Annotated in this window: 14 protein-coding genes; 5 read left to right on the top strand and 9 right to left on the bottom strand. The window is 48.4% G+C overall.

The window, feature by feature from the left end; translation table 11 throughout:
* Positions 1 to 10: 10 nt before the first annotated feature.
* Positions 11 to 820 carry a tRNA cyclic N6-threonylcarbamoyladenosine(37) synthase TcdA gene (gene tcdA / locus BZG80_RS03500; RefSeq protein WP_077678753.1) on the top strand — a complete coding sequence of 270 codons (810 nt, stop codon included), beginning with the start codon at positions 11 to 13 and terminating at the stop codon, positions 818 to 820.
* A 53-nt stretch (positions 821 to 873) separates the two neighbouring features.
* Here tcdA and phaC read toward each other — a convergent pair whose 3' ends face one another.
* From phaC to BZG80_RS03470, 6 genes are all read right to left on the bottom strand, one after another.
* On the bottom strand, positions 874 to 2,697 hold the full coding sequence (phaC, locus tag BZG80_RS03495) for a class I poly(R)-hydroxyalkanoic acid synthase (protein ID WP_077678752.1): 1,824 nt from the start codon (positions 2,695 to 2,697) through the stop codon (positions 874 to 876).
* Positions 2,698 to 2,776: 79 nt separating this feature from the next.
* Positions 2,777 to 3,124 carry a phasin family protein gene (locus BZG80_RS03490; RefSeq protein WP_021022030.1) on the bottom strand — a complete coding sequence of 116 codons (348 nt, stop codon included), beginning with the start codon at positions 3,122 to 3,124 and terminating at the stop codon, positions 2,777 to 2,779.
* A 57-nt stretch (positions 3,125 to 3,181) separates the two neighbouring features.
* Positions 3,182 to 4,393, bottom strand: coding sequence for an acetyl-CoA C-acetyltransferase (locus BZG80_RS03485; protein WP_077678751.1), 1,212 nt, complete (start codon positions 4,391 to 4,393; stop codon positions 3,182 to 3,184).
* Positions 4,394 to 4,408: 15 nt separating this feature from the next.
* Positions 4,409 to 5,149 carry an SDR family oxidoreductase gene (locus BZG80_RS03480; protein ID WP_077459746.1) on the bottom strand — a complete coding sequence of 247 codons (741 nt, stop codon included), beginning with the start codon at positions 5,147 to 5,149 and terminating at the stop codon, positions 4,409 to 4,411.
* A gap of 506 nt (positions 5,150 to 5,655) precedes the next feature.
* A complete protein-coding gene (locus BZG80_RS03475; protein ID WP_077661063.1) occupies positions 5,656 to 6,081 on the bottom strand; it encodes a SufE family protein in 426 nt (141 codons plus the stop codon).
* Positions 6,082 to 6,103: 22 nt separating this feature from the next.
* A complete protein-coding gene (locus BZG80_RS03470; protein WP_077678787.1) occupies positions 6,104 to 7,315 on the bottom strand; it encodes an aminotransferase class V-fold PLP-dependent enzyme in 1,212 nt (403 codons plus the stop codon).
* Between the two features lie 355 nt (positions 7,316 to 7,670).
* Between BZG80_RS03470 and BZG80_RS03465 the strand changes: the two genes are divergently transcribed.
* From BZG80_RS03465 to rlmM, 4 genes are all read left to right on the top strand, one after another.
* The gene (locus tag BZG80_RS03465; protein WP_021022025.1) at positions 7,671 to 8,576 is read left to right on the top strand and encodes a transcriptional regulator GcvA; all 906 of its coding nucleotides are present in this window, start codon (positions 7,671 to 7,673) and stop codon (positions 8,574 to 8,576) included.
* Positions 8,573 to 9,211: an alpha/beta family hydrolase gene (locus BZG80_RS03460; RefSeq protein ID WP_077678750.1), complete on the top strand. Its 639-nt coding sequence runs from the start codon at positions 8,573 to 8,575 to the stop codon at positions 9,209 to 9,211. Before BZG80_RS03465 ends, BZG80_RS03460 begins: the two co-directional genes overlap by 4 nt.
* Positions 9,208 to 9,606, top strand: a complete 399-nt coding sequence (locus BZG80_RS03455) for a DUF423 domain-containing protein (protein WP_077459744.1) — start codon at positions 9,208 to 9,210, stop codon at positions 9,604 to 9,606. Before BZG80_RS03460 ends, BZG80_RS03455 begins: the two co-directional genes overlap by 4 nt.
* A gap of 102 nt (positions 9,607 to 9,708) precedes the next feature.
* On the top strand, positions 9,709 to 10,794 hold the full coding sequence (gene rlmM, locus BZG80_RS03450) for a 23S rRNA (cytidine(2498)-2'-O)-methyltransferase RlmM (protein ID WP_077459743.1): 1,086 nt from the start codon (positions 9,709 to 9,711) through the stop codon (positions 10,792 to 10,794).
* Here rlmM and xni read toward each other — a convergent pair.
* From xni to BZG80_RS03435, 3 genes are all read right to left on the bottom strand, one after another.
* Positions 10,791 to 11,561 (bottom strand): flap endonuclease Xni, encoded by a 771-nt coding sequence (gene xni / locus BZG80_RS03445; protein ID WP_077678749.1) that lies wholly within the window; start codon positions 11,559 to 11,561, stop codon positions 10,791 to 10,793. The genes rlmM and xni overlap by 4 nt on opposite strands.
* Before the next feature lie 80 nt (positions 11,562 to 11,641).
* Positions 11,642 to 13,003: a nucleotide 5'-monophosphate nucleosidase PpnN gene (gene ppnN, locus BZG80_RS03440; RefSeq protein ID WP_077459741.1), complete on the bottom strand. Its 1,362-nt coding sequence runs from the start codon at positions 13,001 to 13,003 to the stop codon at positions 11,642 to 11,644.
* A 120-nt stretch (positions 13,004 to 13,123) separates the two neighbouring features.
* Entirely contained in the window at positions 13,124 to 14,683 is a 1,560-nt protein-coding gene (locus BZG80_RS03435) for a GGDEF domain-containing protein (RefSeq protein ID WP_077678748.1), read from the bottom strand.
* Between the last annotated feature and the right edge of the window lie 3 nt (positions 14,684 to 14,686).

Genomic DNA, 14,686 nt, shown 5'->3' with positions numbered 1-14,686 from the left:
CAATAGTTATATGACACATCCCCTATCAGAATCCTATCTGCAACGTTTTGGCGGTACGGCTCGTTTGTATGGACGCCGTGCGCTAGAGGTGTTTCACCAAAGCCATATTTGTGTCATCGGTATTGGTGGCGTGGGATCGTGGGCAGTGGAATCGCTGGCTCGCACAGGGATTGGGGCGATCACACTGATTGATATGGATGATGTGTGTGTCACTAACACCAATCGACAAATTCACGCGCTGAAAGCGACCATCGGCCAAAGCAAAAGTGAGGTAATGGCTGAACGCGTGGCAGCGATTAACCCGGAATGCCGAGTCACTGTGATTGATGATTTTATCTCACCGGATAATATTGCTGAGTATATCGATAAGCGCTTTGATTATGTGCTTGATGCGATCGATAGCATTAAGCCCAAAACCGCATTATTGGCTCACTGCAAGCGGCACAAAATCAAAGTTATTACCGTCGGGGGCGCGGGTGGGCAGATTGACCCGACGCAAATCCAGGTGGCGGATCTCACTAAAACCATTCAAGACCCCTTGGCGGCCAAGCTACGCAATAATTTGCGTCGCTTTTATGGTTTTACTAAAACTCAAGGTCGAAAGTTTGGGATTGACTGTGTTTACTCCACCGAGCAGCTCAAATATCCGCAACCGGATGGTAGTGTGTGTGAGAGTAAATCATCGGCAGAAGGCCCTAAACGGATGGATTGTGCCAGTGGGTTTGGCGCCGCAACCATGGTGACAGCAAGTTTTGGATTTGTCGCGGTCTCACGTGTTTTACAAAAGCTAATCGCCGCTGATCAGCGTCGCGAAGATTAGAAAGTGGCGCCCCAGCCTGATCTGTCGGGGCGCCATTTTTGTGGGACGGTTGATTAAGCCTCTTCTTTTACCGGTTCAGATTCGGCTGATTTCGGCTCAACGTCCGATTTAACCGGCAGTACCTGGCGTACATATTCACCTGGTGCGGCATAAAGTACAGGGTAGCTGTCTGATCCCGTAGGGTAGGGCTCAACTTGTTCGTCGGGACTATAACTTCGTAACCATTTTTCCCAATGTGTCCACCATGATCCAGTCTGGTGAGACGCGCCTTCCAGCCACTCCTCTGCCGTATCTGCGAGGTGGTCATTGGTCCAATAGCCGTATTTTTTCTTCACTGGATGATTAACAATCCCTGCAATATGGCCGGACTCACCTAATACGAAGGTTTTATTGCCGCCGACATTGAGCGCACCACGGTACGTGCCTTGCCACAGAGCAATATGGTCTTCTTTAGTGGAAATAAAATAACTGGGAACTTTGATTTTATTGAGATCAATCCATACACCACCGACTTTAACGCCCTTATCTTGCACCAGCTTATTTTCGAGGTATAAATCGCGCAGGATAAAATTATGGGTTTTAGCTGCCACGTTGGTACTGTCACTGTTCCAATACAGCAAATCAAAGTCGACTGGGCTATTCCCTTTCAGATAGTTCTCGATGTAGTAGTTCCAATAAAGACTATTTTCCCGCAACAAGCTAAAGGTCACACTCAGCGATCGCCCATCCATATAACCGCGAGCAGTATTCTGCGCTTCTATGGCTCGGATGAGACTATCATTGATGTAAGCGCCAATTTCACCAGGCTGTGAGAAATCGAGTAAGGTAGTAAAGAAACTTGCCGACTTAATACGCGCTTTCATGCGTTTGGCAGAGTAGTAGGCAATGGTGCACGCTAATACGGTTCCACCAATACAATAGCCGACACCATTAATCTGTGATTGGCCGGTGATATCTTCAATCGCACTGACGGCTTTTACTGTCCCTTGCGTGACATAGTCTTCAAAGCCAATATCAGCTTGCTCAGCAGATGGATTGCGCCATGACATCAAGAAGACGGTGTGTCCCTGTTCTACTAACCAACGAACCAGTGAGTTTTTCTCGCGCAAATCGAGAATGTAATATTTATTGATAAAAGGCGGCACCACTAACACAGGGGTGGCATGGACGTTTTCGGTGACTGGGCGGTATTGAATAAGCTCAAACAGGTCATTTTTATACACCACGTCTCCTGGGGTGTTAGCAACGTCATCGCCAACGCGGAAAGCGTTATTATTGGTCATGCGTACTTTTAGGATGTCGGCGCTTGACTCCATGTCTTGCTTTAACTGCTCCATGCCACGCAGCAAGTTCTCACCTTTTGATTCCAGCGTCATTTTTAACAACTCTGGGTTGGTCGCGATGTAGTTGCTGGGGGCCATGGCATTAATGGCTTGGCGAGAGAAAAAAGAGAGACGCTCACGGGTTTTATCATCGAGTCCTTCGATGGCCTCAATGGTTTCCATGTAGGTACGTCCAAATAACAGATACGATTGCTTGATAAAGTTATAGAGGACATCTTCTTGCCACGCCTTGTCCTTGAAACGTTTATCGTCGCTACCTTCGCTGATCACTTCGTCCGTGTTATCACGGGCGAGCATGGCGTTCTGCCAGATTTGCATTTGTTGTTCCCACCACTGCATCTGTACTTGTAGAAGTGCAGCGGGTTGTTGAGCCGCGCCTTCCAGCAATTGAGCAGTGTCTTGCAGGCTGACTTCCTGCATGGCTTGATTAAACGGTGTGTCTACGGCTGCCTTGCCCTGCTCAAGATCCTGCCACCATTGCTGGTTTTGTTCTTGCAGCCTGGCAAGGTAGTCCGAAAAGAAGTGATGAAACATAATGTTGCCCTCTTGATCGGAAAAGCACTATAAATGCCTGCTACGGTGAGTAGCAGGCGATAGTGCAGTAACCCTGCCTTTATGCTGGGGTGCCGGCTTTCATGTTTTCAGCCGTGATTTTGTCGATATCTTCTTTGAACTCTTTAGCGATGTTTTGCAGTTTGGTGCTGTCATCCATCATTTGCTGAGACAGTTTGGTCAATGCTGCCAGTTGCTGGCTGCTAAATGATGTCATGCTGGTGACATCTTTGACTTCGCTGGCTGCTTTCATCTGCTCAAGACCGAGCGAGCTGTATGTGCGCATCGCATTCATTTGCAGTTCGGTGAGTGTTTCGACGTTTTTGGCTACCAGCTTGTTAAAATTAACGTAGGGAGCCAGGGCTTTTTCAGATTGCTCAGAAAACGCTTTAAACATATCTGTGTACATGGTGTATCTCCTGATAGTGTTGTTCTGGGGATTTACCCCAAGGTCGCAAGTGTCCGTTTATGCTTGTGTACGCTTAATTACTAAAGCCGTACCCATACCGCCGCCAATACACAAAGAAGCAACGCCATAGGTTTCGCCTCTTCGCGCAAGCTCGTGTAGCAAGGTCACAACAATTCGGTTGCCGGATGCACCAAGCGGGTGGCCAAGTGCAATTGCTCCGCCATTGACGTTAGCACGTGCCAAGATGGCATCGGGCGTCGTCTTGTGGTGCTCTGCTAGTTGGTGAACCACCCCGAGTGCTTGCGCAGCAAATGCCTCGTTGAGTTCAAACAAATCAATGTTATCGAGAGTGAGATTGGCTTTATCGAGTGCGGTGTTCACCGCACCTACTGGGCCTAACCCCATGACGCTAGGATCAACCCCGTGCTGTGAATAGGCACTTACTTCTGCTAATGGGGTGAGCCCATGTTTATTGACTGCCGATTCGGAGGCTAAGATCACCGCACTGGCACCATCGTTGATGCCTGATGCATTCCCCGCGGTCACCGAGCCTTCTTTATCAAAGGCGGGACGTAATTTTCCCAGCCCCTCAAGGGTTACGTCTTCTTTAGGATACTCATCGGTGTCAAAGGTAATGGTCTGCTTACGCTGCTTAATCTCAATGGGAGTGATCTCGCTTTTAAAGCGACCGGCTTCTATCGCTGCAACCGCTTTTTGCTGGCTGTGTAGGGCAAACTGATCTTGTTGCTCGCGAGTGATATCCATTTTTTTAGCAACGTTTTCTGCGGTGACGCCCATATGATATTGGTTATACACATCGGTGAGACCGTCATTGATGAGCAAGTCTTTCATCGCAAAGTTGCCCATCTTTTGCCCTGTTCGTAAGTTCCCGGCCGTTGCAAACGGAATCTGTGACATGTTTTCTACGCCAGCAGCGACCACAAGTTGTGCATCACCAGCGCGAATATGAGTAACAGCATCCATAATGCTTTTCATCCCACTGCCGCAGACCATATTGATAGAGTATGCGGGAACATGAGTAGGGATATCGGCATAGATAGCTGCTTGACGACCTATTCCCATTCCTTGTCCGGCGCTGACTACATTGCCAACAATCACTTCGTCGATAGCCTCACCAGTTAATCGACCTTCAGCTAATGCGCCTTTGATAGCATAGGCAGCCAATTGGCCGGTAGGGATATCTTTGAGCGTGCCTGAAAAAGCACCGATGGCGGTGCGTTTTGCCGCCACAATAAAAATGCGTTCCATCAATCTATCCTTGATTTATTGCATGTACAGGCCGCCGTTGACCGACAGCGTTTCACCCGTAATGTATGCGCCTGCCTCGCTTGCGAGGTAAGCCACGGAAGCCGCAATTTCTTCTGGCTTTGCCAAGCGTTTCATCGGGATTTGATTGGTAATCGACTCAAGTACGTCTTCGCGCATGGCCGTTACCATGGGCGTCGCGGTATACCCTGGCGCAACCACATTCACGGTGACGCCTGCGCGGGCTCCTTCGGCAGCTAACGATTTGCTAAAGCCCATCATCCCTGCTTTCGCTGCGGCATAATTTGCTTGGCCAAACTGGCCTTTTTGACCATTTACAGACGAGATATTAATGATACGTCCACCTCCCTTTTCGCACATGGCAGCGAACAAAGGTTGAGTGACGTTAAAGAGGCTATTGAGGTTGGTGTTGATGACGTCGTGCCATTTATCGGCATCCATCTTTTTGAATACACTGTCACGCGTGATCCCGGCGTTATTTACCAAGATATCGATTGTGCCTTCTTCTTCAAGCAGTTTAGCAAGACGTGTAGCGCATTGTTCTGTATCGGTAACATCAAGTTCGAATAGGCGCACTTGATCTTGTTTGAACCCTTTTTCTTCAAACCAGTCTTGTGCGCACTGACCACCGCCCGTGAAGTGTGTTGCAATGACGCGATAATTATCATCAACTAACTTTTCGGTGATCGCTGATCCAATGCCGCCTTTTGCGCCAGTTACTAATGCCAGTTTCTTCATCTATGACTCCATTCACTACAACAAGCAAATATAACGAGATGCCTGAAGCCGCATCTGGAACCACTTTAAACCAGAATTACAGTCATCCTTTCTTGTCTCATAACGGCAGCAAGAGTTATGCCAATAGTTAATAATCATGCTGCCGATATTATTAGGCAGTCTAACTTGTTGGTGTGACCCTTTTATGACTGCCTGCTTCTAAGCTAACGAATCTAGCCAAATACGCAAAGTATAAAAGCCTCGGATTACACATTCGCGATCTCGGTCAATTTTGATAGGTAATAATGCAATAATTTGTTAATAAGTTGTTATTTTTATGTGTTTTTATGTTTGTCTTTGTTTTCCGTTGGCGAGACTGAATGATCTGGAAGAAATCGATTGCACTCTTCTGTGCATTTCGATGGTGAATAGTCGGGTTGTCGGCATATGTGGGCAGTGGTGGCGCGATGTTTTAGGGGGGATAAGGTTAGAATGCCGTGACGATGAACCACGGCGTCCAACACAAATTAAGCGGTAAGGTGATGAACATATTGCACAATCGCATGCAAACCATTGGTGCGTGACTCACTTAAATGGTGCGATAATCCGGCTTGTTGGAAGACTTGATCTAAATCGAGAGCGTAAATGGCATCACTGTGTTGACCATGAACACAAGCGAGCACAACGGCTAATAGACCTTTAACGATTCTTGCATTTGAATCTGCAGCAAAGTAATGCCTTTCGTCATCCGAGTGATGTAAAAACCAAACATCACTTTCGCATCCACTGACAAGGCGCGCAGCATGCTTCTGTTCATCGGTAAACGTAGGCAAGCGTTTACCCCACACGATAAGCTGGCGGTATTTGTCCTCCCAGCTGATGTGTTGTGCAAGCATCTCGGTAACCATTTTTTGGTCGAGTTCACTGCCAAAGGGGTGAGTAGGTAAATCCATGGTAGATCCTGTTATGAAACGATTAAACACCGAGTAAATATAATGTTTTATCTAACGCTGTGAGGAAGCGTTGAATGTCTTCCTGATGATTATAGGCACCGAGTGATACACGTACGGTTCCCTCCACGCCCAGCGCTTTGATCAGCGGGTGCGCGCAGTGGTGCCCAGACCGTACTGCCACGTTTTGTTGGCTGAGCAGCTCAGCAATATCTGCGTGGTGTTCTCCTTCTACCACGAATGACACTATGGTGCTGTGTGGTTGGGGGCAGATTAGCTTGATGGCTGGGCGTTGTTTCAAGCCGTCGAGTAGCGCTTGGTAACAGTCACTAATATGGGTATCGATGGCTTGAGCGTCATATTGTTTTAGCCATTGAATGGCGGCAGCAAGGCCAATCGCCCCCGCTGTATTGGGCGTGCCTGCTTCAAAACGAGCGGGAATCGGTGCTAATGTGTGATCATCAAATGTGACGTCAGTAATCATTTTGCCACCACCGTGAAATGGCGCGAGAGTAGCCAATGCTTCTGGTTTTCCATAGAGCACGCCAATACCGGTTGGTCCATACAACTTATGTCCGGAAAACACATAGAAGTCAGCATTCAAGGTTTGCATACTGAGGGGCTCGTGAACGATCCCTTGTGCACCATCAATGATCACCGTTGCACCATGACGATGCGCGAGTGCGGTCATTGCTTCTATCGGGTGGCGTGTTCCGGTCACGTTACTGACATGACTTATCGCCACGATACGGGGGCGGGTCGTGAGTGCTTGTTGATAAGCCTCCATATCTAACTGGCCCGTGCTGACACAACAGGGGATCTTTACCAGTTGCGCGCCTGTACGCTGTGCGATCAGTTGCCAGGGAAGCAAATTAGCATGATGCTCCATTTCGCTGACGAGGATACGGTCGTTGGCGGTCAAAGTGTGGCTGAGGCTATAGGCAAGTAAGTTGATAGCTTCCGTTGCCCCTCGCGTCCAAATTATCTCACTAGGGTTTGCATCAATAAACGCCGCAACCTCACGTCGCGCTTGTTCAAACTGTGCAGTGGTGGATAACGAGGCTTGGTGTTGGCCGCGATGAACATTCGCAACCGGCGCCATGTAGCTTTGGCAAATGGCATCAATCACACACTGTGGTTTTTGTGCCGTAGCCGCACTGTCCAAATACACCCAGTCTGAGGCATTAAAAGCGGGAAACTGGGCACGCAATGCGTAGGGATCAAAACCGTCTGTCATAGTCATCGTCCAAAGTAAAATCTTGCCTATGATCGCCATCTCACTGGTGTAACTCAAGCGTGATACGTATTTAAGATAAAAAACGGACAAAAAAAAGCACTGAGCCAAGCTCAGTGCCAACAAATATGTAATGACAGACAATGTCAAAATACAGGAAGTTAAAAGTGGTAGATACGACTACCTGTCTAACCAGTGTTAGACAAATGCAAACACAACATCGCAACCACGGAAACAGTCTAAATAGAGAGACGTCACATGTGGATGCGGGATGCACTATAGGGTGTTGCTGGTATATCAGCAATCGACAATTTATAATGTCAACGATTAGAAAAATTAATGAATAGGGTGTCCGTTTATGGCAAGGCGTCTTCCTCCACTTAACGCGCTGCGCGTTTTTGAAGCAGCCGCACGACATTTGAGTTTTACTCGTGCAGCTGAAGAGCTCTTTGTGACTCAGGCGGCGGTGAGTCATCAAATCAAAGCGTTAGAAGAATTTTTGGGATTAAAGCTATTTCGTCGTCGTAACCGCTCGCTGTTGTTGACGGAAGAAGGTCAAAGCTATTTTCTTGATATTAAAGATATATTCTCTGAACTTTCTTATGCCACTGATAAAGTGTTAGAGCGAAGTGCCAAAGGAGCGCTGACCATTAGTTTGCCACCCAGTTTCGCGATTCAATGGTTAGTGCCGAGGCTCGCTGATTTTAATAAAGCGCATCCAGATATCGATGTTCGGATAAAAGCGGTTGATTTGGAGGATGGGTCATTAACCGATGATGTCGACGTAGCCATTTATTATGGCCGAGGCCATTGGACCGGTTTACGCTGTGACCTATTGTACCAAGAGTGCTTGTTGCCTGTTTGTTCTCCCATGTTGCTAGAGTCCGGCTATCCGCTCCAAGCGCCAGACGATCTCGTCCATCATGTTTTGTTGCATGATCGCTCACGCAAAGAATGGAAGGCGTTCGCAAAAGCCCATCAATTGAGTGAGGTGAACGTTGAGCACGGTCCTATTTTTAGTCATTCGTCGATGGTGCTTCAGGCAGCGGCCCACGGACAGGGCGTTGCATTAGGGAATAATGTGCTTTCCCAACCTGAACTGGCCTCTGGACGTTTGGTGCAACCTTTTGAGCAGGTGTTAAAAAGTGACAATGGTTTTTATCTGGTGAGTCAACAAAGAGACGCTGACACCGGGCGCATTACTGCGTTTCGAGAATGGATGCTAGCCACTGCAGCAAAAGAGCAAGCGAGTATGAATTTATGATAGATCTAGAATTTGATGGGCCTGATAGTGCCACTGATTGGGTGATTATTGCTCATGGTGCAGGCGCCGGCAAAGAGCATGAGTTTATGACAGATATCGCGACACGCATCGGGGTCGGTTGCCGTGTGGTGCGGTTTAATTTTCCCTATATGGAAAAGCGTCAGGAAGATGGCAAAAAGCGTCCGCCAGACCATGCACCTAAGCTACTTGCACACTTTGAAGCCGTGATTGATGCCATCGATAGTTTACGCCCAAAAGAAAGTCGTTTATGGCTTGCCGGTAAATCGATGGGAGGACGTATGGCCAGCCACCTTACCGGCCATTCATCAGTCAGCGGGGTGGTGTGCTTTGGCTTTCCTTTTCACCCTCCAGGCAAGCCTGAAAAATATAAAGGCGAGCATTTAGCGACCGTGACCAAACCGTTGCTCATTGTGCAAGGGGAGCGTGATACCTTTGGTCGGAAAGAAGAAGTGATGGGGTATTCATACTCATCAAGTATTGATATTGAGTTCGTTCCTGATGGCGATCATAGTTTCAAGCCGCGCAAAGCGTCAGGTTACACTGAGTCGGACAATCGGCAGTTTGCGGTCGACTGTCTACTGCGTTTTATTGAGCGCCAAGGAGCGAAAGCATGAAATTAAACCACTGGATCAGCCTAGCTGCTTTAGGCGCAGGACTGGCTGTCGGGCTAGGTGCCTTTGCAGCACATGGTTTGAAAATGGTTTTGTCCGATTATCAATTAGCTATTTTTAAAACCGGCGTTAACTATCAGATGTGGCATAGTTTAGCCTTGCTTGGACTGTGTGCACTTTCTTCACGGATCTCCACGCGGTTATTCAGCTGGGTCGCTTGGGCTTGGTTAGTTGGTATGATCGGCTTTAGCGGTAGCTTATACCTGCTTGCTCTCACGGAGATGCATTGGCTAGGACCGGTAACACCAGTTGGCGGCGTGAGCTTTTTAATCGGCTGGGGAGGGCTCGCTGTGGGCGCATGGCGTACAAACGTTTCTCTCTCTCATCCATCGCGTTAAAAGCGGCTATCTGCATTTCTTTCTTGTCGAGATGACAGATATAATGCGCAGCTTATTTTTATCATCACATAGCGTGATCCTATCGTCGAACCAGAGGGTGTTATGAACCAGGTTTTGCTTTACTGCCGTGCAGGATTTGAAAAAGACTGCGCCGCAGAAATCCAACAAAAAACCACCGAAATGGGCGTGTATGGGTTTCCGCGCGTGATAAATAACAGCGCGTATGTTGTGTTTGAGTGCTACCAAGAAGATGACGCTGAGCGCGTTGTGCGTGATTTATCGTTGGACTCGCTGATCTTTGCGCGCCAAATGATTGCTGTGACCGCCGCCTTGTCGAATCTTGACCCTGATGATCGTATCTCCCCGATTTTGGCGGTAGCGAGCGATCTGCCTAAAGGTGGCGATCTACGAGTGGAGACACCGGATAACGATGAGGCTAAAGCCTTATTGAAGTTTTGCCGTAAGTTTACCGTGCCACTACGCCAAGCCTTGCGCAAACAAGGCATCATGTTAGCCAAAGATAACCCCAAAAAACCGGTGATTCACTTATGCTTTACCGCACCGGGTACTTGCTTGGTGGGCTACTCGCTGACGACCAATAACTCACCTCATTATATGGGCCTACCACGGATGAAATTTCCGTCTGATGCGCCAAGCCGTTCGACATTAAAACTGGAAGAGGCCTTCCATCATTTTATACCCAAGGATGAGTGGGATACGCGTTTAGCGCCTGGCATGTGGGCGGTCGATTTAGGTGCATGCCCCGGGGGCTGGACCTATCAATTGGTTAAACGCTCGATGTTTGTCCATGCGGTGGATAATGGGGCTATGGCTGAAAGCCTGATGGAGACAGGACAAGTGTTTCATCATGCCGAAGATGGGTTTAAATTTGAGCCGACGCGCAAGAATGTGACCTGGTTAGTGTGCGACATGATTGAAAAACCATCGCGAGTGGCGCGGTTGATGGGAGAGTGGTTAATTGAAGGTTGGGCCCAAGAGGCTATTTTTAACTTGAAACTGCCGATGAGCCGACGTTATGAGCAGGTGTCAGAAAACTTGCAAACCCTAGGTGCATTTTTGGCTGACTACAATGTGCCGTATGAAATGCGCGCGAAACACCTTTATCACGATCGCGAAGAGATCACCGTGCACTTGCGCCGTGTGAAACGCCAGCAACGTGGCGGCTAACGTTCAAAGCGGATATCTTGCAGGTTAAAACCGAGTGGGATATCCGTTTTTAATTGGGCTACCTTTTTACAACGTTGGGCTAAATCCTGGTGCCCAGCGAGCTTTTTTTGCCATTTTTGTTCGACATCGCTTGCGGCGAAAATAGCCTCAAGCGTCTCGTACCGCTCAAGCAGCGTTGCTGCCGTTTTTGCACCAATACCGGGGACGCCGCTCACTTCGCTACTGCTGATCCCGGCCAGCCCCCAAAAATCGCACAGCTGTTCAGGACGCACACCAAACTGAGCATCAACAAACGCTAAATCGAGCCACCGGTGTTGGAAGTAATCACGAATGCTTAACGTGGGTTGTAATAGCTGGCAGTAGCCTTTATCGGTAGAAACAATCGTGACGTACTCATGACGCGCTGCCACTTTTAATGCCAAGGTAGCAATCATGTCGTCGGCTTCATCGCCTTGTGACAGTAACGCATCGACCCCTCGTTGCCAAAATGCTTCTTGGATCGTGTCTAAGCCTTGTTCTAGTGCCACAGGCATGGGCTTACGGTTTTGTTTATAGGTGGGAAGTATCTCGGCCCGCCAACCTCGATCAGGGCCAATATGATCAAACACGGCAACAATATGGCTAGGCTGGCTATGATTGATGATTTTATCCAAGGTTTTGATGCAAGATTGAGCAGTCGCATCGATCGATTCTTGATCCGGCTGGGCAGCGTGGACTCGGCGGATAAGATTCATCGCATCAATAATAACAACATGGAGCCTAGACATAATAAAAACCGGGTGTGCGTTTTATAAATGCCGCATTATACCCGGTTTTTGTTTAGGACGCAGGGCGTTAAAAGTCGTGCCTAAGTCTCGGAAACAATTTCATAGCAAGGCACATACGCAGTGCCAGGTAGCTTCATGCGTTGTTGTTCAACGAAACTTTGCAAAAGTTTATCCATTTTGGCCATCAAATACTTGTCGCCATCAATTTTAAATGGGCCATGGCGTTCAATATTACGCATCCCCTCATCTTTGACGTTACCTGCAACGATGCCTGAAAAAGCCTGGCGCAGCGAAGACGCGAGAAGCTCTGGGCGTTGATTCATGTGTAAGTTGAGGTTTGCCATATTTTCATGCGTGGGCGCGAAGGGATGCTGAAAGCCGGGCTCAATTTTTAATGACCAGTTATACGAGTAGGCGTCACCCGTTGCTTTGCGGTGCTCTTTGACGGCGGGCATGGCATTTTTCATCAAACGCGCGGCTTTGGCCGGATCATCAATCACAATTTCGTAGTATTGTGTGGCTTCTTCACCGAGTACATCACGAATAAAATTATCAATATCACGAAAATAGGCCTCGCTCTCTTTGGGCCCAGTGAGTACGATCGGCAGTGGCTGCGCGTGATTATCGGGGTGCATCATGATCCCGAGAATATAAAGTAACTCCTCGGCGGTACCGGCGCCACCAGGAAAAATAATGATACCGTGGGCGATACGAACAAACGCTTCTAAACGCTTCTCGATATCGGGCATGATCACTAATTCATTCACCATTGGATTGGGCGGCTCGGCGGCAATAATAGATGGCTCCGTCAGGCCGATAAAGCGGCTGTCATAAGTACGTTGTTTCGCATGACCGATGGCCGCGCCTTTCATAGGCCCTTCCATCGCACCTGGCCCGCAACCGGTGCAAATATCCAGCTCTCTCAGCCCTAACTCATGGCCCACTTCGCGGGTGTATTGGTATTCGATATCATTGATGGAGTGACCGCCCCAGCATACAACCAGGTTAGGATCGACATGGGGACGCAGTGCTTTGGCGTTGCGTAAGATACCGAATATTAAATTGGTAATATGTGGCGAGCTGTCTAGGTTTAGCGCCGGGCTGTGCTCGAGCTGCACATTGACATGAATGATATCTCTTAGCACAGAAAACATGTGCTCTTGAATGCCACGAATGATTTTACCATCGACGAAGGCATGCTCAGGCGGATTAACCAACTCGAGTTTGATCCCACGCTCTCGACGAAGCACTCGGATTTCGAAGTTTTCATGCTTTTCTAGCAGCGCTTTGGAGCTATCTGTATGACTACCAGAATTTAAAACAGCCAATGAGCAGTTTCGGTATAAACGGTATAAATCACTGCTGGCGCTGGTTTTTAAACGATCAACCTCAATTTGAGAAAGCAGATCCATCGTTCCTATGGGGCTAATGTGTGTGATCATAACGACAACCTCTTACGGACCGCCCCTCTTGAAAAGCCAAGTAGGGAAGATAGCACGGTGCTATAAAAATCAGTGTGTTAATTAAAAATACACACGCCAGCCACAATTGACCAGTAATAATTAACACCAAATAATTTGGTTGCGGCCACTGTTTTTGGCTTGATACAACGCTTGGTCTGCTCGTTCTAGAACGGGGGTTGGCGTATCTTGATCGCTAAAGAGGGTAGCACCAATCGATACGGTGATCGCGACGCGTTCGTTCTTGAATTTTAACGGCAGCTTGCGGATGGTATGGCTGATAGTGGCTAGGATTTCTGTGCGAGTATCATCGTTGGCATCGGGCAATAAGATCACAAACTCTTCACCACCAAACCGAGCTATAAAATCGGTGTCGCGCAAGCATTGATAAATTGTACGCGCGACGATTTTCAAGGCTTTATCACCGACTTCATACCCAAACTGTTGGTTAACTTGCTTGAAGTGATCAATGTCAATCACCGCGAGGCAAAACGGTCGTTGGTACTTCTTCCACAAACGGAACTCATGTTCGAGGCGATCATTGAGCGCGGCGCGATTGTAAACACGGGTCAGTGGATCCAGTAAACGCTTGCGTTCTTGGTCGCCAACATGACGGCGTTGATCCATCGTGTGTTCAGCCAGTGTACTCAGCTGGGTTTGATTGTGGCTCAGTTGCTCTTCGAGTGCGCGCTCTCGCGTTTTGAGGGCCTCGTTCTCTTTTGCTATGGCGTTCAGCGCGCCGAGTGTGCGTGTTAGTGCGGCCTCAGGATTGGACTCTGGCGTGCCTTTTAGGCCAAGTTCTTTTTCAATGTCAGTAATGGTGTGAGCTAGGCGCTGATCAACGCTTTGATGTGCCACCCGCAATTGTGTGGCGTGATCAAAAGCGCGCGTATTTTGCTGACTGATTGCAACCAGATCATCATTCACTTGGGAGAGAAACTGTTGTGATGCCTGACGCTCGGCTTGCGTAGCATCTAAAATAAGCCGAAGGGCGGACAGAGTGAGTGAGACGACAGTCGCTGGCGCGACATCGGTCAATAATTGGCGACGAATATCAAGCAACTGACTGCCAGCTTGACCATCAATATCGAGCTCGGTAATCAGGTTTTGTAGCTCATCTGCGACGCGACGAATTTGGTCTTTATCGAGCTCTATTTGCGCGTGTTGAGCGCGAGGGCGTGTGACTTGCAAGGTCACAGCCCGCTCGTAGAGCTGAAGTAGTCGGATCAAATGCTGCGTTCTTTCAGTATCACTGTTCGCCGATTTTGCTAGCAACTCGCGTAAATCTCGCTTGAGTTGAGCAGGCAGGCCGATAACACGTTGTAGCGTTTCACCACTGGTATGAAACTGCTCTTCGAGATGGGACTGTGCTTTTTTTTGTGTCATGTCTTGATGACTCACCATGCGTTCAATAACAGCTAAACGCGGAAGCAACGCGCTAACATCCTGCGCTGAGTATAATATGTCACGGAAGTCGGTTAGTTTTTGATCTACCGCGGTGTTTTTGCCTGTGCATGTCGCAATCAATCGCGATGCTAAGCGCTTGAGCGTATGGATCTCTCGACGCGACTTCAAAGCCAGCTCTCGATATGCTGAAGGCGCATGATGATGATCCGCCTGAGCGGTCTGTGCCGACAACGGTGATGGAGTTGACTTAGTCATTTG

The organism is Salinivibrio sp. MA440 (genome assembly GCF_001996265.1).
GTDB classification, from domain to species: domain Bacteria; phylum Pseudomonadota; class Gammaproteobacteria; order Enterobacterales; family Vibrionaceae; genus Salinivibrio; species Salinivibrio costicola.
This window is presented reverse-complemented; position numbering and strand designations above follow the sequence as displayed.

What these genes read in the sequence shown, in the direction of transcription:
- rlmM (WP_077459743.1), top strand. Translation starts at nt 9,709, where the DNA reads ATGAACCAGGTTTTGCTTTACTGCCGTGCAGGATTTGAAAAAGACTGC.
- BZG80_RS03490 (WP_021022030.1), bottom strand. Translation starts at nt 3,124, where the DNA reads ATGTACACAGATATGTTTAAAGCGTTTTCTGAGCAATCTGAAAAAGCC.
- BZG80_RS03435 (WP_077678748.1), bottom strand. Translation starts at nt 14,683, where the DNA reads ATGACTAAGTCAACTCCATCACCGTTGTCGGCACAGACCGCTCAGGCG.
- BZG80_RS03465 (WP_021022025.1), top strand. Translation starts at nt 7,671, where the DNA reads ATGGCAAGGCGTCTTCCTCCACTTAACGCGCTGCGCGTTTTTGAAGCA.
- xni (WP_077678749.1), bottom strand. Translation starts at nt 11,561, where the DNA reads ATGTCTAGGCTCCATGTTGTTATTATTGATGCGATGAATCTTATCCGC.
- BZG80_RS03455 (WP_077459744.1), top strand. Translation starts at nt 9,208, where the DNA reads ATGAAATTAAACCACTGGATCAGCCTAGCTGCTTTAGGCGCAGGACTG.
- BZG80_RS03460 (WP_077678750.1), top strand. Translation starts at nt 8,573, where the DNA reads ATGATAGATCTAGAATTTGATGGGCCTGATAGTGCCACTGATTGGGTG.
- BZG80_RS03480 (WP_077459746.1), bottom strand. Translation starts at nt 5,149, where the DNA reads ATGAAGAAACTGGCATTAGTAACTGGCGCAAAAGGCGGCATTGGATCA.
- tcdA (WP_077678753.1), top strand. Translation starts at nt 11, where the DNA reads ATGACACATCCCCTATCAGAATCCTATCTGCAACGTTTTGGCGGTACG.
- phaC (WP_077678752.1), bottom strand. Translation starts at nt 2,697, where the DNA reads ATGTTTCATCACTTCTTTTCGGACTACCTTGCCAGGCTGCAAGAACAA.
- BZG80_RS03485 (WP_077678751.1), bottom strand. Translation starts at nt 4,393, where the DNA reads ATGGAACGCATTTTTATTGTGGCGGCAAAACGCACCGCCATCGGTGCT.
- BZG80_RS03470 (WP_077678787.1), bottom strand. Translation starts at nt 7,315, where the DNA reads ATGACAGACGGTTTTGATCCCTACGCATTGCGTGCCCAGTTTCCCGCT.
- ppnN (WP_077459741.1), bottom strand. Translation starts at nt 13,003, where the DNA reads ATGATCACACACATTAGCCCCATAGGAACGATGGATCTGCTTTCTCAA.
- BZG80_RS03475 (WP_077661063.1), bottom strand. Translation starts at nt 6,081, where the DNA reads ATGGATTTACCTACTCACCCCTTTGGCAGTGAACTCGACCAAAAAATG.